Raw genomic sequence first — 19,634 nt, forward strand, 5'->3', positions numbered from 1 at the left:
GACGGCAACGGGGTGGGGGACGTTGACGCACTCGGCGCCCGGACCGCCCCCGTGTCCGAAGCCCCGTCGGCAGGTCCCGAGCATGCGGCGGCCGTGGTCAGAAGTCCCGCCAGGGCGACGGAGACGAGGATGCGATGTGCCCGGATCACGGTGCGACTGCCCCGAACTCCAGAACCAGAAGGGGCCGCTGAGCGGCCGTCCTGAACTCCTTCGACCAGAGATAGATGCTGTCCACCCCTGTCGAACGCATTCCGAGGGTCGTCGTCGTGCCCAGTCGCGGCGCAAGAGCGGACGACTGCAGACGGACCGAGCTTGTCGCGTCGGCATCAGGCGCCGAAAGGGTCCCGATCACGTCGGTACTCATCGTGGGCCGGTTCGTATAGGTCACCGAAGCCTCCGCCCAGTCTCCCGCTGCTAGACCGATCGGGAAGTCATCGGTCGAACCAGCGGAGGCAGATGTGGTTGTGGTCAGCCGAAGGCTCGCTCCCACGAGCTCCGTCCCGGACGGGGCGGTCGGGAGACTGAACTTGAAGTACGACAGCTTCACCGGTGAGCCGCCGAGCACGCTGAGCTGGTTCACGAGACCATAGTTGGTCCCCGCGGCACTCTGATGCACGTAGGCATCGTCGGACGGAGCGAGCTCCACCTTTACCGTGTCGACCGGAGGCGCGGCTACCGAGACGGTGGCGGCCGCTGTCGCGCTACTACGGTTGCCCGCCGCATCGAGAGCGACGACCTTGTAGTAGTAGCGCCCGGCAGACAGGCCGCTCTCGGTGAACGAAGTCCCGGTGACGTTGCCGACCTTCGTCGAGCTAGACGGCGCGAAGTCGGCCTCACCGGACCGGAAGACGTCGTAGCTGACGACCCCGCGGTCGTCTGTCGCCGCAGCCCAGCTCACGGCAACCGACGAGCCGGTTGCCGCTGCGGAGAGTCCGGAAGGGGCGGACGGTGCGACCGTGTCCGGACCGACGATCTCGGCGCGGACGGCCGTCGACGACATCGAGACGTTGCCGGCACGGTCCTCCCCAGTCACCTTGTAGAACCACGTGCCGACGGGAACGCCCGTCTCGTTCCAGGACCTCTCGCTCGTCGTCCCGCCGACCTTCGTCGCAGCCGAGGGAACGAAGCCCTCGTCGGACGAGCGATAGACCGTGTACCTCGCGATTGCGCGGTCGTCGGTCGACGCCGACCAGCCCACGGTCACCGACGTCCCGTCGACCTTCGTGGTCACGTCGGATGGCGCGGTCGGGGCAGAGGTGTCCGGGCCGACAACCTTGACCTCTGCCGTTGCCGATGCGGCGCTCTGATTACCCGCCTCGTCGACTGCGACGAGCCTGTAGTACCAGGTGCCCGGTGCGACACCTGTATCCGAGAACTTCGTCGCAGCCGTGTCACCAACCTTGGTCGATGCCGAGACCTGGAAGTCCGCATCCTTAGCGCGATGGACGTCATATCGCGCAATGCCGACGTCATCCGTCGACGCTGTCCACGCAAGGTCGACGCCGTCGTCACCGACAGCTTCTGCGCCCACGGAGGCCGGTGCAGAGGGCTTCACCACGTCGGGAGGCGTTGCACCTGTGCCCAAGGCGTAGTGCTGCGCCACCTGGTTCGCAGTCAGAACCTTTCCGTAGACGGCGACCTCGTCGATGTCGCCCGAGAAGTACGGGGACGAAGAGTCCCAGGTCGGATCGCCGCCGACCTTCCAGTATCCCGAGTAGTCCTGCGCAGTCGTCTGGGGATTCGAGGCCACCAGGTCGCCGTCGACATAGAGCGACATCCCCGCGGTGCTCGACTGTGTCGCCACCATGTGGTGCCAGCGCCCGTCGGTGTACGACGCCGGCGAGGTCGCGATGTTCGCCGCTCCGGTCCACGTGCCGAACACCAGACGGCCGTCGTCACGGAGGAACACGTGCCGGTCGTAGTTGCTCGACAGGCCGTTCTTATTGTCACCGAATCCGATGAGCTTGCCTCCACTGCCCGAGGTGGACTCGAACCACATCTCCAGCGAATAGTCCTTCGGGTTGGAGACCTGGACGTCCGAGGCGATCGTCCCGCCGTCCGATGAGCTCGCCGGGGCGAACGTGGCTGCAGTACCGGATTCCAGCGCACCACCGTGCCCCGTGGTCACAAGGCCGCCGTAGGTACCGGTGTTGGCATAGGCGCTCGAGTCCTTAGCGGTAGCCGGAGAACTGTCGTCGAGCCGCCAGAAGAAGTCTGGGTCGGCGCTGTAGACGGCAGCCCCGTAGCTGTCCGTCGGAGCACTCGGGACGTCGACGCTCCTCCCGGACGCGTCGAAGTGGCTTCGCACCGTCGCGGCGGGAAGAACGGTCGGGTAAACCGCCGTCTCGTCGATCTCTCCCGCGAAGAAGTTGCTGGACGGTTGCGACGGCCAGCCGCTGATGTTGTCACCTCCGACACGCCACGACCCGCTGTACGTCTGGGCGGAGGCGTTGCTGTTGCGCCCCACCCGCACTCCATCGACGTACAGAGTCATCCCGCTCGCCCCCTGACTCGCAACGACCGCGTGCCACTGGCCGTCGTTGTAGGACTTTCCGCTGGAGACGGTGACGGTGCTGCCGGTGTAAGCACCGAACACAAGCTTTCCGTCGTCGGTCATGTAGACGTGACGGTCATAGTTTCCGCTGAGCTGGGTCCCGGCGGTGCCGAGCGTGTTCGGCACACCGTTGCCGTAGCCGATGATCTTCCCGCCTCGGGTAGACGTAGTCTTGAACCACGTCTCGACGGTGTAGGTCGACGGAGCCGGCGCCAGTGCGTCGCTATAGGCGTAGGCAGTAGCACCGTCGAACGCCATGGACGAACCGGGGTCATTGAGCGCAGAGTTGCTGCCGGCCCGATACGTGACGGCCTTCATATAGTTCGGCTCGTGGTTGGACGGCGAACTGTCGGTCCCGTACCGGCCCGCCGCGTCGTCGTATCGCCAGTAGAGCGATGCACCGTCGCCGAGAACGCTTGCTGCATACGAAGCGTCGGTCGTTGCGGCCTTCACCGTCGCAGCCGACGAGAGCGCACTCGTGTTCGTACCGTCGCTCGCAGAGACCCTGTAGCTGTACGTGCGCCCTGGCGAAGCGGTCGTGTCGACGAACGAGGCCTGAGGCCGCGTCCACCATCGCGACTCCGCACTCACCGTTGCGATCGGCGTGCTGCTCCCGTCCCTGTAGACGTTGTAGGTGAGCTTCCCGTCGTCGTCATCGAACGACGTGCGCCACGAGACCTGAATCTCTCCCGTGCGCAACGACTGCGCCTTCGGCGAAGGGGTGTCAGGCGCACCGACGTCCGGACCGCTCGCGAAGCGCGTGAGCCCCTGCTGCGCGTTGCGGTTGGTCAAGGTGAACTCACCACCGACCCAGAGGTAGCGCGTGGAACCCTTCTCGCCCACCGTCAATGCGCGCGGCCCGATCGACACGCCGTCGTTCAAGGTGGGGCGCCAGGCGAGCATCTTGTCCGACTGCGTGTCGTTGGCGGTCAGATACATGCGCAGACCGTCGGCGAACTCTCCCTCGAGACTGCAGTCGTGATGGTGGTTCGCCTCGTACAGGGTGCCGCGGTCGACCACCAGAGCTTGGGTCGCGCCCAGGCACAGGTCGCGCCACCGCTCGTCAAAGCTGGAGTAGTTGATCGCGAAGGAGCCGTCGAAGACACCGCCACCGGTGCCTTCGTTGCCCGCGTAGTAGCCAGTGCTATCGGTCGTGATTCCCTGGGTTGTCGACGTGTCCGGCACGAACCCGCGCGGGAAGTCACGAACGTTCGCACCAGTCGTGGCATCGACGATCCCGAACGAGTGGGAGTCGGCCCCGTTCACCGTGAAGAAGTTGCCGCCGATAGCCACGGTGGCGCCGTCGTTGCCGACCGCTACCGCCTTGCCCTGAAGATCTGTGTCGGCGACCCAGGGCTTCAGTGCCCCGGTGGTCGCGTTCACGGACGCGAAGTGCTGCCGGTCCTTGCCATCGACCCGCAGAAAGTCACCACCGAGGTAGACGGTGTCGGCCGTGGAGTCGAGAGCGCGGACGGTTGACGACACCCCAACCGGTGAGAATCCGGTCTTGACGGTGCACGATGCGATGTCGATCGCCGCGAGACGAGACTTGGACACGCCACCGATCTTCGAGAATGCTCCGCCGACGTAGAGTGTCTTGCCGTCCGGAGAGACGTCGAGCGCGCGGACCGTCGGCGTACCGCCGCTGAGCTCGAGAGCAGGACGGCAGGATGTCGGACTTCCGGTCGAGGCGTCGAGAACCACCAACGACGTCGCCGCCACCGGGCTGCCGCCCGCCCCGTCCGGCGGGCGCACCTGCGAGAACGTACCGCCGGCGAAGACGACGTTCCCCGAGGCGGCAAGAGCCCACACAGTGCCGTTGGTCTGCCAGGTCGGCAGGTCGTCGGCAGTGAAGCCCAGGCCGTCAGAGAGCGCAGCAGCGCTCGGAGCCGATGCGGGAATGAACAGACCAGCGAACGCTAGAGCGGCCCCGCAGACTACGGCGACGAGAGAACGCATGCAGCACCTCATTCATCAGGCACCACCGGACGGCAGTACACCGCAAACGGTAGAGCCCGCAGGCCCCGGAACAGCACTCCCGAGCCGCTATTTCACCCGGGTTAAGCCACACTCCGACGCTGTCATGTGGCACGCTTCGCCCGTCCGCTCGTCATCCGCCGCCGGGAACCGACGAGCGATTGCCCGGCGGCCTCAGAACCGCCACCATCACCCTCGCGGGTGGAACCGCCCCCGCGCCGCCATCAGTCCTTCCGTGATCACGCACTCGACCGCGTCGGCCGCGTCGTCGAGCAGGAACGCGAGCCACTGCTCTCCGTGCCGAAAAAGTCCTTGAGCGAAGTTGGCGGTGTCCTTCCACCCCGGCGCCCGCGCGGCGAGTCACCGGGCTACCCGGCTCTTCGCCGAGACGACGCCAAGCCAAGTCACGCTCAGGGCCGGGTCTCGATCTCCTGCAGAGTCACGCGCAGATGGTGCTCCATCTCCGTGGCCGCGCGGGCAGGATCGCCGCTCAGGACGGCGTCGAGCAGCACGTCGTGCTCGGTGGCAGACGCGGCGGGGTCGGCTCCCGAGGCGAGATAGCTCTGGTGACTCTGCTCGCGGCTCGCAGCCAGCGTCCGCTCGAGCGCGTCGAGGATCTGGACCAGGCTGGAGTTCCCCGACGCGGCGACCAGCTCTTTGTGGAACGTGAGGTCGGCACGCACGCGGTTCGCCACGTCAGCGGGGTCGGCGCGCAGGTCCGCACACGTACGACGAGCAGCGTCGATGTGCACGAGAGCAGCGGCACGCTCGGCGCCAGTGAGACGCTGCGCGGCGAGCCGGACGCCGTGGATCTCCAGCCCGGCGCGGATCTCGGTGAACTCGACCAGGGCACGCCGATCACGCAGCACCGCGAGCGCCACGAAGTTCTCCACCGGCAGCGCGTTGGGCGACGCGATCACCGCCGGCTTTCCCTGGCGCCGGACGACGAGGCCGCGGGCCTCGAGCGTGTTCATCGCTTCGCGGAGCACCATCCGACTGACGCCGAAGCGGGTCGCGAGCTCACCCTCGGACGGCAACGCGTCCCCCGCTGCGGCGGCGGGCGCGACGCAGAGCTCTTCGACGAGCTCCACCACCTGCGCGGTGAGTGAGCGACGGACGGGTCGCGCGTTCGACGACATGGCTGCTTATATTACAGGCTGATTCGCACATCGCTGAGGTTGCCGCCCGTGGCGCACCGCAATGAAGGGGTTCCGTTGCACGACATCGACCGACAGATCTGCATGGCCGCCTGGGACGGGCCCGGCGCCGGGCCCGGCGCGGTCGCGCCCCCGGTCTTCCAGACGAGCCTGTTCACCAAGCCCAGCTTTGCCGAGCTCGCCCGCCAGCAGGCCGCCGAGCACGAGCACTACGTCTACAGCCGGGGCACCAACCCGACGGTGGCATTCCTCGAAGAACGCCTCGCGCTGCTCGAGCACGGAGAGTCCGCCAAGTGCTTCGCGTCCGGCATGGGCGCCATCGGGGCGACGCTCGTCGCCCTGCTGTCCGCCGGCGACCACGTGCTGTTCCTCAACAACGTCTATGGCCCCACGCTCCAGCTCGCCCAGCAGCTGAGGCGGTTCGGCGTCGAGCACACGATCGTCACCGAACCCGGCGCCGATCTCGAGGAGCACCTGCGAGACAACACCGCCCTCGTCTACCTCGAGAGTCCGGGCACCCAGCTGATGAAGTTGCTGGACCTGCCGGCGATCACCGCGGTGACCCGGCAGCGCGGGATCCGCACCGTCATCGACAACACCTGGTCCACTCCCCTGTTCCAGAAGCCGCTCGACGCCGGCGTGGACCTCGTCATCCACTCACTGACCAAGTACGTCGGCGGCCACAGCGACGTCAACGGCGGCGCTGTGGTCGGCTCGGCCGAGGACATCCGCCGCATCTTCTACGACGGCTACCTGCTCTTCGGCGCCACGATGTCCGCGATGGAGGCCTCCCTGGTGCTCCGCGGGCTGCGCACCCTGCCGGTACGCCTCGAGCAGCACGAGCGAAACGCCGTCCAGGTCATCGACTACCTGTGCGACCACCCCGCTGTCACGGCCGTCCACCACCCGTACGCGAACCACTCCGGGGACGATCCGTTGTTCCGCGACCAGCTCACCGGTGTGACCGGGCTGCTCAGCCTCGAGCTGCGCGACGGCACCGACGAGCGGGTGGAGCGCTTCATCGACGCGCTGAAGCTCTTCCGCATCGGCATCAGCTGGGGCGGGTACGAGAGCCTCGTCAGCTCGGGGCAGCGGCCCGGCAAGGACCCTGCGCCCATGCCCCGCGGCCTGATCCGCCTGTCGATAGGCCTCGAGGGCGCGAACGCCCAGATCGCCGACCTCGACCAGGCGTTCGCCACGCTCGCCGACTGACCACCCCGGGCCGGCGTCACGCCTTCGGGTGGAACCGCCCCTGCGCCGCCAGCAGCCCGTCCCTGATCACGCACTCGACCGCGTCGGCCGCGTCGTCGAGCAGGAACGCGAGCTCCTTCTTCTCCGTGCCGGAGAAGTCCTTGAGCACGAAGTCGGCGGTGTCCATCCGTCCCGGCGGACGCCCGACGCCCACGCGCACCCGCGCGTACTCGCGGGTGCCGAGCGCCTTGGAGATGTCGCGCAGCCCGTTGTGCCCGCCCTCGCCCCCGCTGGCCTTCAGCTTGATCGTGGCGAACGGGATGTCGACCTCGTCGTGCACCACGACGACGCGCTCGGGCGGCACGTCGTAGTACTTCGCGAGCGAGGACACCGGCCCGCCGGAGGTGTTCATGTACGTGCCGGGCTTGGCGAGCACCACGCGCGGCCCGGGCGCTCCCCCGGGCAGCACGCCCAGGCGCGCCTCGGCGACGACGGCGTTGGACCGGTGCGCCTTGAACGTCACGCCCGCGCGGCGCGCGATCTCGTCGAGCACCATCTGCCCGACGTTGTGCCGGTTGCCGGCGTATCCCGGTCCGGGGTTGCCCAGCCCGACGACGAGCCACCGCTCGCTCATCCGTGCTCCTTCGTGTGGTCGGCCCGCGGGCCGTGGTCGTGCCGAGACGACGAGACGCCCGGGCCGTGCGGCCCGGGCGTCTCGTTCATCGTGCTGGTGAGGCTCAGCCCTCGGCGGGGGCCTCGGTCGACTCGGCCGAGCCGGCCTCGTCCTCGTCACCGGCGGCGACCTCGCTGCGCGGGACGCTGATCGTGACGACCGTGTGCGTCTCGTCGGTGACGAGCGTCGTGCCCTCGGGCAGGTTGACGTCGCCGGCGCTGACGTGCGCGCCCTCCTCGAGGCCCTCGATCGAGACCTCGACGGACTCCGGCAGCTTGGTGGCGTCGGCCTCGACGGTCAGCGACTGCGACTCGACGACGTGGATGGTGCCCGGGGCGGACTCGCCGGTGATGTGCACCCAGATCTCCACCTCGACCTTCTCGCCCTTGTTCACGACGAGCAGGTCGATGTGCTCGATGGTGTCGCGGATCGGGTCGCGCTGGACGTCCTTGGCGATGGCCAGCTGGCCCTTGCCGTCGAGCTCGATCGAGAACAGCGCGTTCGAGTTCTTCAGCGCCATCATCGTCTCGTGGCCCGGGAGCGTGACGTGGACCGGGTCGGTGCCGTGGCCGTAGAGGACCGCGGGGATCTTGTCGGCGCGGCGGATGCGGCGGGCCGCGCCCTTGCCGAACTCGGTGCGGGTCTCGGCGGCCAGCTTGATCTCTGCCATGGGAACTCTCCTGCGGTGAACGTTGCGGGCCGGTCACCGGGTGCGGCAGCCGGCTGTCCGTCGCCCTCGAGGGGCGGTGCCGGACGGCGGTTGCGTCGGCGTGGGACGCGCGACGGACGCAGGCAGCAGGTGTGGTCGAGCACGACCGCTGCGCACCGCCCAGTCGATCACGGAGCGTCGGGGCCCTCGGGCCCGTCTCACGTCCCTCGCCGAGGCAACCTGGCTACTGTACCTGGGCGTCGCCGTCGGACGAAACCCGGGGGCTGGTGGCCTCCCCCTCCAGCGGGACGTCGGCCTCCGGCGGGACGAGCGCGCGCCCGCGCCGGTAGACCACCCGCGAGTGGAAGACGAAGCGCAGCACGAACGCGACCGCGATCGTCACCGCCTGGGCCAGCACGGGCGGCACGGGGGTCGCCTCGACGATCCAGACGAGGAACGGCAGGCGGATCGCGGCCTCGGTCGCGTTGAACCCGAACGACTCGGCGAACCTCCGCCACGCCCCGCCGTGGTCGCGCAGGTCGTGGAAGACGAACCGCTCCTGGAGCAGGAAGTTGATCGTGATCGTCACGACGGCGGAGACGATCGCCGCCTCGACGTACCCCTCCCCCGTCGCCATGAGGCCGGCCATGATCGCCAGGTTGAGCACCGCGCCGAACGCGCCGATGATCGCGAACCGCGACATCCGCCCGAACCGCAGCGACGCGAGCTGGTGCAGGTAGCTCAGGCCCTGGCGCACGTTCGCCTTGGAGTCGCCCGCGAAGCGCTCGCCGAACACGAAGGGCAGCTCCGCGACCCGCACCTTGTTGCGGGTCAGCACCTCGAGCAGGATCTTGAAGCCGCGCGGGCGCAGCGCCGCCACGTCGACCGCGTCGCGCCGCACCGCGAAGAACCCCGTCATCGGGTCCGTGCAGTCGCGCAGCCGCACCGGGAACATCGCCCGGGCCACCGCGATCGACCCGCGCGAGACCGCGTGGCGCACCCAGCCGCTGAGCCCGTCGGCCGCGCCGCCCCCCACGTACCGGGACGCGACGACGACGTCGGCCCCCGTCACCGCCCCCTGCTCGAGCAGGTCCGGGATGAGCTCGGGCGGGTGCTGCAGGTCGCCGTCCATGACCAGGCACCAGTCCGCGTCCGAGGCCCGGAAGCCCTCGACGACGGCGCCGCTGAGCCCGCCGACGCCGTCGGTCCGGTGGATCATCCGCACCGGCAGGCGCGCCTCGCGCGCCACCGCCTCGATCGTCGCTGGCGTGCCGTCGGTCGAGTCGTCGACGAAGAGCAGCTCCGCGTCGATGCCCTCGACCGCGGCGCCGACCCGGCGCACCAGCTCCGCGACGTTCGGCTCCTCGTTGAACGTCGGGACGATCACCGTGACCTTCAAGCGACTCTCCTCGGCGTTCCGCGGGCGGTCCTCCACTATCCCGCACTCGCCGGGCCCGCCGCGACCCTCGGGTCACCGGTGGACGGCCCGCCGCACGGCGCCACAGCTTTCACCCGCGCTCGGTGCGACGTGCCGGTGGCGGGCTGGGAGGCTCGACGTGACGAGTCAGCACGTGGCGCTCGAGTCCTCGGAGGCCGCCGATGCCCAGCCGGATACCGTCGTGCGCGCCGTACGGGCGCGCCCTCGCGGGTCTCGCGCTGCTGCTCGTCTCCCTCGCGTGCGCCGTCGGCCTGGCGTCCGTCTCCGCCGGGCCGGCCCGGGCGGCGGCCTCGCCGGCAGAGCTCTGCGCCGCGGTCGCCCGGCTCACCGACGCCGGCCACCCCCGCGCCGCACGCGACACGATGGACGGGCTGCGAGAGCTGCCGGGCGTCGCGCCGGACGCCTGCGCCGACGAGCTCGAGGCCGCGACCGCCCAGGTCCGCGCGGCGGCGGTCGCGCTGCGCGCGAGCGAGGACGCCGCGGCCGCGGGCCTGTGGAGCGACGCGCTCGACAGCGCGCAGGAGGGCGCCGACCTCGACCAGGACGACCCCGCGCTGCGCACCCGGCTGCAGGCCGCCGAGGACGCCGTCTCCGCCTCGACCGGCACCCGGCTCGGCGCGCGGTGGGACGCCCAGGTGGCCGACGACGTCGTCCCGCTGTCCGGTCTCGCGCTCTTCTGCCTCGGGGCCGTCGTCGTCGTCCTCGTCGCCGCCCGGTGCGCGGTCCTGCTCGTCTCCCGCTGGCCCCGGGTGAGCGACGCGACGCGGATCTGGCTGGTGGTCCTCGGCGGCGCGGCCGCCGTCTGGGCGGCCCTGCTCGTGGCGACGTTCGTGCTCGTCCAGGGCGCGCCGACCCTCGTCCGGGAACAGTGGTTCGTCCTCGCCGCCGGCGGCGTCGCGATCTCGCTCGGGTGCGCCGTGGCCGCGGAGGTCCTGGTCCGTGGTGCGGGAGCAGACCGGCGCGCGCGGCGCGCCCCGCAGGCCGTGCTCGTGGCGTCGCTCCTCGCGGCGGTCGCGCTGCCGCCCGCCGTGCGCGTCACGTCGGAGTACGCGACCGCGGCGCGCATCGGGCCCGTGACCGGGCCCGGGCTGCTGCTCGTCGCCCTCGCTCTCGCGGGGACGTCCGCGGTCCTGCTCGCCACCGCCGTCGCCACGCGGCTGCGCATCAGCGTCGAGGCCCGCGACTCCGGCGCCGCCGACGTGGCGTCCGCCGCCCGGATCTCCGCCGCCGTCGCCGAGCTCGCCGGGAGCCCGCCCGCCGGGCTCCGCAGCCCCGAGGGGACCGACACCGCGGCGCTCGGCGAGGACGCGATCAGCGAGCTGCCCCACGGGAAGATCCTCTCCGCCCTCGCGCGGCTGCTGCAGGCGGTGGTCGTGGACGTCCCCTGGCGGTTGACCGTCGACGCTGGCGGCTCCCCCGACGTCGCCGTGACGCTGACCCGCAACGGGCGCCAGGTCGCCGCGGCGGTGATCCGCCGCGAGGAGCTGCGCCGGTGCTGCGGGACGATCGAGCCCACCGACGACGACCTCCGGCTCGCCGTGGCGGCGTTCGCCGTGACGAACCTCGCGCGCTACCACGACGGATTCGACGGCCTCTGCGGCGCGTCGGACTGGCTGGCGCTGGCCGTCTGCTCGATCGCGACCACGGGCCGCCCCGACGGCGGTGACGCCGACCACGGCTCGCGCCGCGCCGCGCTCGCCTCCGCCGTCGAGATCGACCCCGGCGCCTGGCTCGCACAGTCCGCGCTCGCGCTCGAGTGGCTGCGCGGCGCACCCGGCGACGCGGACCGGCTCGCCTACGAGACGTGGGCGACCGAGTTCCTCGACCGCGGCCCCGCGGACGAGCCGGGCTTCGCCGCGCTGCGCCTGCGGGTCCTCTACGTGCGCGCCACGGCGACGCTGAACCGGTGGTTCGACGCCCTCCCCCCGCGCGGCCCGGTGCCGCGGCTGGAGGACACGGACGGCTGCCCCGTCGCCACGTGCGTGGTGGCCCTCTTCGCGGCGCTGGACGAGGCCCACGAGGAGGACGACACGGCGGCGCTGCGGACCCAGCTCGCCTCCGCGTCGTACAGCATGCGGCTGCGCGCGCTCGACGGGCCGCCGCCGGGGAGCGAGCCGGACGGCGACGTCGTCTGGCCCGCGCCCCCCACGCCGACGGCCGAGTACAACGTCGCGTGCTACCTCGCGGGCCGGCGCCCCGGCCAGCGCCCGGCGGGCGCCACCACGAAGGACCGCGACCTCGCGGCCCGCCACCTGGCGCGCGCCCTGCTCATCCCCGAGTACCGCGACCTCGCGCGCGCGGACCCGATGCTCCGGGCGGTCGTGCGCCATCCGGACGTGCGGCCCCTGCTCGTGCCGGCGTGACGCCGCCCGCCGGGGACGTCAGCTGTTGCCGTCGAACAGCGAGGTGACCGATCCGTCGTCGAACACCTCGCGGATCGCCCGGGCGATCAGCGGCGCGATGGACAGGACGGTCAGCTGCGGGAAGCGCTTGTCGGCGGAGACCGGGAGGGTGTCCGTGATGACGATCTCGCTCGCCCCGCACTCGGAGAGTCGCTGCGCCGCAGGGTCGGACAGGACGCCGTGCGTGGCCGCCACGATGACGGACTTCGCGCCCGCCGCCATGCAGACCTTCGCGGCCTCGGCGATGGTGCCGCCGGTGTCGATCAGGTCGTCGACGAGCACGCAGTCGCGGCCCTCGACGTCGCCCACCACGCGGTTCGCGACCGCCTGGTTGGGGCGTGTGATGTCACGGGTCTTGTGCACGAAGGCGAGCGGTCCCCCGCCGAGCTTCGCGGCCCACTGCTCCGCGACGCGGATGCGCCCGGCGTCCGGGGAGACGACCGTGACGTTCGCGGCGTCCACGCGGGTGCGCACGTAGTCGGTGAGGATCGGCATCGCCCACAGGTGGTCGACCGGCCCGTCGAAGAAGCCCTGCGTCTGCGCGGCGTGCAGGTCCACGCTCATCAGGCGGTCGGCGCCGGCCGTCGAGAACAGGTCGGTGATCAGGCGGGCGGAGATGGGCTCGCGGCCGCGGTGCTTCTTGTCCTGGCGTCCGTAGCCCCAGAACGGCTGGACCACGGTGATCGTCTTGGCCGAGGCGCGCTTGGCGGCGTCGACCATGAGCAGCTGCTCCATGATCCACTGGTTGATCGGCGAGGTGTGGCTCTGCAGGACGAAGACGTCGGCGCCGCGCACGCTCTCGCCGAAGCGCACGTAGATCTCGCCGTTCGCGAAGTCGTAGGCGCTGGTCGGCAGCAGGTCGATGCCGAGCTCCTTCGCGACGTCCTGGGCCAGCTCGGGGTGGGCCCGCCCCGAGACGAGAACGAGGTTCCGCTCGGACGTGCCAGGCAGGAAGGTGGTCATGCGTTCGGCCCTTCGGTCAGTGCGCGGTGTCCGTCCAGCGTAGGCGTGCCCGGACTGGGGGGCGGAGGTGTGGCGGAGGGCCGCTCGGCGTCGGCCGCGGCGCTGCGCCCGGCCTCCTCGACGCGGGCCTGGCGGCCCAGCGCGGCCGAACGGTCGGCGCCGTCGCCCTCGCGCGCCGCGGCGGCGGCCTGCGCGGCGGGCGTGCCGGGACGACGACGCTCGGTCCAGCCCTCGAGGTTGCGCTGGGACCCCGCGCTGACCGCGAGCGCCCCGGACGGGACGTCGCGGCGGATCACGGAGCCGGCGCCGGTGTAGACGCCGTCGCCGACCCGCACGGGCGCGACGAACATGTTGTCCGCTCCGGTGCGCGCGTAGGAGCCGATCACGGTGCGGTGCTTGTTCACGCCGTCGTAGTTGACCGTCACGGACGCGGCGCCGACGTTGGTCTCCTCGCCGATCGTCGCGTCGCCGATGTAGGACAGGTGCGGCACCTTGGAGCCGTCACCGATCTCGGCGTTCTTGGTCTCGACGAAGGTGCCGATCTTGCCGCGGGCCCCGAGCCGGGTGCCCGGACGCAGGTAGGCGAAGGGGCCGACGGTCGCGCCGGCGCCGATCACGGAGAGGCTGGCGTGGGTGCGCGTGACGGTGGCGCCCTCGCCGATCTCCATGTCGGTGAGCGTACTGTCCGGCCCCACGACCGCACCCCGGGCGATCGTCGTCGTCCCGTGCAGCTGGGTGCCCGGCAGGAGGGTGACGTCCTCGGCCAGCTCGACGTCCACGTCGACCCAGGTGGTCGCGGGGTCGACGACGGTGACGCCGTCGGCCATCCAGCGGGCCAGGACGCGGCGGTTCATCTCGGCGCCGAGGACCGCCAGCTGCGCGCGGTCGTTGACGCCCTCGACCGTCATCGCGTCGTCGGCGATGACCGCGCGGACCGCGCCGCCGGCGTCGCGGGCGAGGGCCAGCACGTCGGGCAGGTAGACCTCGCCCTGGGCGTTGTCGCGCCCGACCTTGCCCAGGCCGTCGCGCAGCGCCGCGGCGTCGAACACGTAGATCGACGTGTTGATCTCGGTGATCTCGCGCTCGGCGGCGCTCGCGTCCTTGTGCTCGACGATGCGCAGGACGTCGCCCGTCGCGTCCTCGCGCACGACGCGCCCGTAGCCGACCGGGTCGGCGACGACGCTGGTCAGCACCGTGACGGCGTTGCCGTCCGCGTGGTGGGTGGCGACGAGCTCGGCGAGCGTGGCGCCGTCGAGCAGGGGCACGTCGCCGGCGACGACCACGATCGCCCCGCTGACGCCCTGCCCGGACCAGGTGCCCTCCTGGCCGTCCGGGACGCCGTCGGCCGCCGCCCGGGCGAACGCCTTCGCGTCGAGCGCGTCCAGCGCGCACTGCACGGCGCGGCCGGTGCCCGGGACGTCGTCCTGGTCCACGAGCAGCGCCGAGGGCAGCGCCTCGACGACGTGCGCCGCGACCAGCTCGCGCTCGTGACGCACGACGACGGCCACCTGCTCGGGCTCGAGCTCCTCCGCCGCCGCGAGGGCGTGGCCGAGCATCGAGCGCCCGCCGAGGCGGTGCAGGACCTTCGGCGTCGCGGAACGCATGCGCGTCCCGGCGCCGGCGGCGAGGACCACGACCGCGGCGGGTGCCGGGCTGCGACCCTCCTCGGTCACGGCGCTTGCGTCGAGGGTGTCGCTCACGGGGTCTCCTATCGGTGACTGCAGGGAACTGTCGTGCGGTGGTACGGCCCGGACGGCTGGCGCGGGCGAGCTGCGCTCCGCCCCCAGGACTCGAACCTGGACCCTGGGCACCAAAAACCCGTGTGCTGCCGATTACACCAAGGCGGACCGGACGGCGTGCGTCCGGATCAAGTCTGCCAGGTCTGCACGGCATGATGGACCTGTGCCCACCGAACCGAGACGCCCGCCGCGTGCCCGCATGACCGCGAGCCAGCGGCGCGAGCAGCTCGTCGCCGTGAGCCGCGGGCTGTTCGCCGAGAAGGGGTTCGACGGGACCAGCGTCGAGGAGATCGCGTCCCGTGCCGGCGTCTCCAAGCCGGTGGTCTACGAGCACTTCGGGGGCAAGGAGGGCATCTACGCCGTCGTCGTCGACCGCGAGGTGCAGGCGCTGACGGCGGCCCTGACCGGGGCGCTGTCCGCCGGCGGGCACCCCAAGCTGCTGCTCGAGCGCACCGCGCTCGCCCTGCTCACCTACATCGAGACCTCCGAGGACGGGTTCCGCATCCTCGTGCGCGACTCCCCCGTCGCCCAGGCGACCGGCACGTTCTCCAGCCTCATCGGCGACGTCGCCACGCAGGTCGACCACCTGCTCACCGCCCAGTTCCGCCGGCGCGGGCTCGACGAGGACAGCTCGCCGCTGTACGCGCAGATGCTCGTCGGGATGGTCGCGCTCACCGGGCAGTACTGGCTCGACGCGCGCAGCCCCGACAAGGAGGCCGTCGCGGCGCACCTGGTCAACCTCGCGTGGAACGGGCTCAGCGGGCTGGAGGAGCGGCCGACGCTGACGCGGCACGCGCGGCACTGAGCGGGCGCTGAGCGGGCGCCGATGCGGCGCCGGCCTGCCGTCGCCCCGAGCGCGGGACGGTGCGATGTGGGTGATATGTGCTTGGGTTGTCCCATGAGCACACTCGAGGTCGACTCGCTCTCCAAGGCCTACGGGTCCGTCCAGGCGCTGCGCGGGACGTCGTTCGGTGTCGACCAGGGGGAGATCTTCGGCTTCGTCGGCTCCAACGGTGCCGGCAAGACGACGACGATGCGCATCGCGCTCGGCGTCCTGGCGCCCGACGCCGGGGAGGTCCGCTGGGCGGGGCGGCCCGTCGACCACGCGGTGCGCCGGCGCATCGGCTACATGCCCGAGGAGCGCGGGCTCTACCCCAAGATGAAGGTCGGCGACCAGCTCACCTACCTCGCGCGGCTGCACGGCATGCCGGCGGCCGAGGCGACAGCGGCGATGGAGCGCTGGACCGAGACGCTCGGCGTCGACGGCCGCCGCGGCGACGAGGTGCAGAAGCTCTCGCTCGGCAACCAGCAGCGCGTCCAGCTCGCCGCGGCGCTGGTGCACGACCCCGAGATCCTCGTTCTCGACGAGCCGTTCTCCGGCCTCGACCCCGTCGCGGTCGACGTGATGAGCGGCGTCCTGCGCGACCGGGCCGACGCCGGCGTCCCCGTCGTCTTCTCCTCGCACCAGCTCGAGCTCGTCGAACAGCTCTGCGACCGCGTCGGGATCATCAAGGACGGCGAGATGGTCGCCGTCGGCGGCATCGACGAGCTGCGCCGGGTCGGGTCGCCGCGCTGGGCGGTCGCGGTGCCCGCGGGTGCGGGTGCCGGGGCTGCCGGCGGGGGTGCCGGGGCCGGCTGGGTCGACGCGCCCGGGGTGCGCGTGCTCGACGCCGGCACGGCCGGGGCCCAGCAGCGCGTGGTCTTCGAGACCGCGCACGCCGGCGCGGAGCAGGCGGTGCTGCGGGCCGCCCTCGACCGCGGGCCGGTGCTCGAGTTCGCCCCCGTGCTGCCGTCGCTGACCGAGCTCTACCGCCACGTCGTCAGCGCCCGCGAGGACGTCGGAGGCCAAGACAGTCCCGAGACCACGACCGAGGGAGACGCCGCGTGAGCGCCGCCGACGACCGCACCGCTGCCGACCGGGCTGCCGGGCCCGAGAGCGCGGGGGCCGCGATCCGGCTCGTCGCCGGGCGCGAGATCCGCACGCGCCTGACCTCCAAGGCATTCCTCGTCACCACGGCGCTGCTCGTCCTGTCCGTCGTGCTCGGCGGGGTGCTGCTCAACCTCGTCGGCTCCTCCGGGCCGGACAGCCAGAAGGTCGGCCTCACGGCGGAGTCCGCCGGGCTCGAGCAGTCGATCGACGCCGCGGCGAAGGCCACCGGCACGGACGTCACGACCGTGCCGGTCGACGACCCCGCCCAGGGCAGGCAGCAGGTCACCGACGGCGACCTCGACGCCCTGGTCACCGGCACGGCCGGCGACCTGCAGGTCACCGTCGACTCCGACCTCGACGACGGCCTGCGCGCGATCCTCACCTCCGTCAGCCAGCAGGCGGCCCTCGCCGACGCCGTCGAGAGCCTCGGCGGCGACCCGGCCGGCGTCGCGGCGGACATCGCGCAGGCCGCGCCGCAGGTCACCGTGCTCGACCCGGACGACACGTTCGACCCGGCGCGCTACGTCGCGGGCCTCGCGACCGGGATCCTCATCTTCATCACGCTGCTGACCACCGGCCAGCTGCTCGCCCAGGGCGTCGTCGAGGAGAAGCAGAGCCGCGTCGTCGAGCTGCTGCTCGCGACCGTGCGGCCCTGGCACCTGATGACCGGCAAGGTGCTCGGCATCGGCACGATCGGGCTCCTGCAGGTCGCGCTCGTCGCGGGCGCCGGGGCGGGGACGGCCGCGACGCTCGGGCTCGTCGACACCGGCTCGCTCGACGTCGGGTCCGTCGCCGTCTGGGTCGTCGTGTGGTTCGTCATCGGCTTCGCCACGTACGCCTTCGCGATCGCGGGCGCCGCGTCGCTGGTCTCGCGCCAGGAGGACGTCGGGGCGGTGATCGCCCCGTTCACGGCGCTGATGATGATCCCGTACATCATCGGTGTGAGCGTCGCGCCCTGGTCCCCCGACAGCCCGCTCGTCGCATGGATCTCCTACCTGCCGTTCTGCGGTCCGCTGCTCATGCCGATCCGCATGGCGGTGGGCGGGGTGGAGACCTGGGAGGTCGTGCTGTCGCTCGGCCTGTCGATCGTGGCGATCCCCGTGCTCGTGTGGCTCTCGTCGCGGATCTACTCCAACGCCGTCCTGCGCATGGGGGCGCGGATCAAGGTCAGGGACGCGCTCCGCGCCGCCTGACCCCGGCCCGCGCCCCGGGCGAGTGGTGCTCGCGCCGGCTACTTGCCGTCGAGGTACCCGTTCGCGTTGATCACGTACTTCTTCGCGGCGCCGGCGTCGAACTCGGCGTACCCCTGCGGGGCCTCGTCGAGCGTGATCGCCTGCGCGTTGACGTTCTTCGCGATGTGCACGCGGTCGTGCAGGATCGCGCGCATCAGGCCGCGGTTGTACTTCATCACCGGGCACTGGCCCGTGGTGAAGGACAACGACTTCGCCCAGCCGGTGCCGAGGCTCAGCGAGAGCGCGCCCTTCTTCGCGGCCTCGTCCACGCCGCCCGGGTCACCGGTGACGTAGAGCCCCGGGATGCCCATCGCGCCGCCCGCGGCCGTGACGTCCATCAGCGAGTTGAGCACCGTCGCCGGGGCCTCGTGCCCGGAGTCGGAGCCGTGGCCCTTGGCCTCGAAGCCGACGGCGTCCACGCCGCAGTCGACCTCCGGCACGCCGAGGAGCTGCTCGATCTGGTCGGCCGGGTCGCCCTCGGACAGGTCGACCGTCTCGCAGCCGAACGTGCGCGCCTGCGCGAGCCGGTCGGTGTTCATGTCCCCGACGATCACCACCGCCGCGCCGAGCAGCAGCGCGCCCGTCGCCGCCGCGAGACCGACCGGCCCGGCGCCCGCGACGTACACCGTGGAGCCGACGCCGACGCCCGCCGTCACCGCGCCGTGGAACCCGGTCGGGAAGATGTCCGAGAGCATCGTCAGGTCCATGATCTTCTCGAGCGCCTGGTCCCGGTCGGGGAAGCGCAGCACGTTCCAGTCCGCGTACGGCACCAGGACGTAGTTGGCCTGGCCGCCGACCCAGCCGCCCATGTCGACGTACCCGTAGGCGCTGCCCGGCCGGTCCGGGTTCACGTACTGGCAGATCCCGGTCTTGCGCTCCTTGCAGTTGTCGCAGCGGCCGCAGGCGATGTTGAACGGCACCGAGACGATGTCGCCGACCTTGACGAACTCGACGTCCCGCCCGACCTCCACGACCTCGCCGGTGATCTCGTGGCCCAGCACCAGGTCCTTCGGGGCCGTGGTGCGCCCGCGCACCATGTGCTGGTCCGAGCCGCAGATGTTCGTCGCGACGGTCTTGACGATCACGCCGTGCGGGACCTTGCGGCCGACGTTGGCCGGGTTCACCCCCGGCCCGTCCTTCAGCTCGAACGTGGGGTAGTCGATGTCGATGACCTCGACCTCGCCCGTCCCCTTGTACGCGACCGCGCGGTTGCTGTCCGCCATGGTGATCCTCCTTGAGCACGCCCGGCCCGGTCTGAGCCGGTCCCTCGACGGTAGGCCGCGCCCGGCACTTCGGCAGATCGTGGAGCCGGCGCAGGGCTCACGGACGAGCGTGCCGGACCCACCGCCGAGCGCGTCATCAGTCGGCCGGTTCCGCGTTTCGGACCCACCAACGACGCGTTCGGCGGTGGGCCTCACCGCGGAGCGCGTCATCAGTCGGCCGGTTCCGCGTTTCGGACCCACCAACGACGCGTTCGGCGGTGGGCCTCACCGCGGAGCGCGTCATCAGTCGGCCGGTTCCGCGTTTCGGACCCACCAACGACGCGTTCGGCGGTGTGGCGCCGCACGGGTCAGCCCGCGACGGCCGCCCCCGGCACGGTGATGGTCGCGACGGTCGGGCCGCCCGCGGGGCTGTCCACGACCAGCGTGCCGTCGAGCGCTGCGAGCCGGCGCACGATCCCCCGCAGACCCGTCCCGGCTGGCACGCGTTGCCGACCGCCGCGACCCGG

14 protein-coding genes and 1 tRNA gene are annotated in these 19,634 nt (G+C 71.7%); 5 read left to right on the plus strand and 10 right to left on the minus strand.

Features of this window, described 5'->3' with window-relative positions; genetic code table 11:
* Window positions 1-145: 145 nt before the first annotated feature.
* Window positions 146-4,513, minus strand: a complete 4,368-nt coding sequence (locus EDF32_RS02915; protein WP_123307011.1) for a LamG-like jellyroll fold domain-containing protein — start codon at window positions 4,511-4,513, stop codon at window positions 146-148.
* Between the two features lie 428 nt (window positions 4,514-4,941).
* Entirely contained in the window at window positions 4,942-5,622 is a 681-nt protein-coding gene (locus EDF32_RS02925) for a FadR/GntR family transcriptional regulator (RefSeq protein ID WP_199734801.1), read from the minus strand.
* A gap of 123 nt (window positions 5,623-5,745) precedes the next feature.
* Here EDF32_RS02925 and EDF32_RS02930 point away from each other — a divergent pair, with 123 nt between their 5' ends.
* The gene (locus tag EDF32_RS02930) at window positions 5,746-6,900 is read left to right on the plus strand and encodes a PLP-dependent aspartate aminotransferase family protein (protein WP_199734802.1); all 1,155 of its coding nucleotides are present in this window, start codon (window positions 5,746-5,748) and stop codon (window positions 6,898-6,900) included.
* Between the two features lie 16 nt (window positions 6,901-6,916).
* On the opposite strand, the gene pth is transcribed toward EDF32_RS02930, so the two are convergent.
* The 3 genes from pth to EDF32_RS02945 all read right to left on the minus strand — a co-directional run bounded on the left by pth (window position 6,917) and on the right by EDF32_RS02945 (window position 9,600).
* Window positions 6,917-7,513 carry an aminoacyl-tRNA hydrolase gene (gene pth / locus EDF32_RS02935; protein ID WP_123307014.1) on the minus strand — a complete coding sequence of 199 codons (597 nt, stop codon included), beginning with the start codon at window positions 7,511-7,513 and terminating at the stop codon, window positions 6,917-6,919.
* A gap of 103 nt (window positions 7,514-7,616) precedes the next feature.
* The gene (locus EDF32_RS02940; RefSeq protein ID WP_123307015.1) at window positions 7,617-8,222 is read right to left on the minus strand and encodes a 50S ribosomal protein L25/general stress protein Ctc; all 606 of its coding nucleotides are present in this window, start codon (window positions 8,220-8,222) and stop codon (window positions 7,617-7,619) included.
* Between the two features lie 223 nt (window positions 8,223-8,445).
* Window positions 8,446-9,600: a glycosyltransferase family 2 protein gene (locus EDF32_RS02945; protein ID WP_123307016.1), complete on the minus strand. Its 1,155-nt coding sequence runs from the start codon at window positions 9,598-9,600 to the stop codon at window positions 8,446-8,448.
* A gap of 200 nt (window positions 9,601-9,800) precedes the next feature.
* On the opposite strand from EDF32_RS02945, the gene EDF32_RS02950 reads away from it, so the two are divergent.
* Window positions 9,801-12,002: a hypothetical protein gene (locus tag EDF32_RS02950; RefSeq protein ID WP_123307017.1), complete on the plus strand. Its 2,202-nt coding sequence runs from the start codon at window positions 9,801-9,803 to the stop codon at window positions 12,000-12,002.
* An 18-nt stretch (window positions 12,003-12,020) separates the two neighbouring features.
* On the opposite strand, the gene EDF32_RS02955 is transcribed toward EDF32_RS02950, so the two are convergent.
* The 3 genes from EDF32_RS02955 to EDF32_RS02965 form a co-directional block, all read right to left on the minus strand.
* Window positions 12,021-13,004 carry a ribose-phosphate diphosphokinase gene (locus EDF32_RS02955; protein ID WP_123307018.1) on the minus strand — a complete coding sequence of 328 codons (984 nt, stop codon included), beginning with the start codon at window positions 13,002-13,004 and terminating at the stop codon, window positions 12,021-12,023.
* A complete protein-coding gene (gene glmU, locus EDF32_RS02960; RefSeq protein WP_123307019.1) occupies window positions 13,001-14,704 on the minus strand; it encodes a bifunctional UDP-N-acetylglucosamine diphosphorylase/glucosamine-1-phosphate N-acetyltransferase GlmU in 1,704 nt (567 codons plus the stop codon). Before glmU ends, EDF32_RS02955 begins: the two co-directional genes overlap by 4 nt.
* Window positions 14,705-14,779: 75 nt before the next feature.
* Window positions 14,780-14,851: transfer RNA gene (locus tag EDF32_RS02965), tRNA-Gln, on the minus strand.
* Window positions 14,852-14,942: 91 nt separating this feature from the next.
* On the opposite strand from EDF32_RS02965, the gene EDF32_RS02970 reads away from it, so the two are divergent.
* From EDF32_RS02970 to EDF32_RS02980, 3 genes are all read left to right on the plus strand, one after another.
* Window positions 14,943-15,548, plus strand: coding sequence for a TetR/AcrR family transcriptional regulator (locus tag EDF32_RS02970; RefSeq protein ID WP_123307020.1), 606 nt, complete (start codon window positions 14,943-14,945; stop codon window positions 15,546-15,548).
* 93 nt (window positions 15,549-15,641) lie between these two features.
* A complete protein-coding gene (locus tag EDF32_RS02975; protein ID WP_123307021.1) occupies window positions 15,642-16,631 on the plus strand; it encodes an ABC transporter ATP-binding protein in 990 nt (329 codons plus the stop codon).
* The gene (locus EDF32_RS02980) at window positions 16,628-17,866 is read left to right on the plus strand and encodes an ABC transporter permease (protein ID WP_123307022.1); all 1,239 of its coding nucleotides are present in this window, start codon (window positions 16,628-16,630) and stop codon (window positions 17,864-17,866) included. The genes EDF32_RS02975 and EDF32_RS02980 overlap by 4 nt, the downstream gene beginning before the upstream one ends.
* Before the next feature lie 38 nt (window positions 17,867-17,904).
* Here EDF32_RS02980 and fdhA read toward each other — a convergent pair whose 3' ends face one another.
* Both fdhA and EDF32_RS14970 read right to left on the minus strand, forming a co-directional pair.
* Window positions 17,905-19,128 (minus strand): formaldehyde dehydrogenase, glutathione-independent, encoded by a 1,224-nt coding sequence (gene fdhA, locus EDF32_RS02985; RefSeq protein WP_123307023.1) that lies wholly within the window; start codon window positions 19,126-19,128, stop codon window positions 17,905-17,907.
* Window positions 19,129-19,475: 347 nt separating this feature from the next.
* Complete coding sequence (locus tag EDF32_RS14970; protein ID WP_255414238.1) at window positions 19,476-19,610, minus strand: hypothetical protein; 135 nt, start codon at window positions 19,608-19,610, stop codon at window positions 19,476-19,478.
* Window positions 19,611-19,634: the final 24 nt, after the last annotated feature.

The sequence above is a fragment of the Cellulomonas sp. PhB143 genome, from assembly GCF_003752595.1.
GTDB lineage: Bacteria > Actinomycetota > Actinomycetes > Actinomycetales > Cellulomonadaceae > Paraoerskovia.

Excerpts from the sequence above, each read along its gene's own strand:
- EDF32_RS02915 (WP_123307011.1), bottom strand. The coding sequence starts at position 4,513 with ATGCGTTCTCTCGTCGCCGTAGTCTGCGGGGCCGCTCTAGCGTTCGCT.
- pth (WP_123307014.1), bottom strand. The coding sequence starts at position 7,513 with ATGAGCGAGCGGTGGCTCGTCGTCGGGCTGGGCAACCCCGGACCGGGA.
- EDF32_RS02940 (WP_123307015.1), bottom strand. The coding sequence starts at position 8,222 with ATGGCAGAGATCAAGCTGGCCGCCGAGACCCGCACCGAGTTCGGCAAG.
- EDF32_RS02950 (WP_123307017.1), top strand. The coding sequence starts at position 9,801 with ATGCCCAGCCGGATACCGTCGTGCGCGCCGTACGGGCGCGCCCTCGCG.
- EDF32_RS02955 (WP_123307018.1), bottom strand. The coding sequence starts at position 13,004 with ATGACCACCTTCCTGCCTGGCACGTCCGAGCGGAACCTCGTTCTCGTC.
- EDF32_RS02970 (WP_123307020.1), top strand. The coding sequence starts at position 14,943 with ATGACCGCGAGCCAGCGGCGCGAGCAGCTCGTCGCCGTGAGCCGCGGG.
- EDF32_RS02975 (WP_123307021.1), top strand. The coding sequence starts at position 15,642 with ATGAGCACACTCGAGGTCGACTCGCTCTCCAAGGCCTACGGGTCCGTC.
- fdhA (WP_123307023.1), bottom strand. The coding sequence starts at position 19,128 with ATGGCGGACAGCAACCGCGCGGTCGCGTACAAGGGGACGGGCGAGGTC.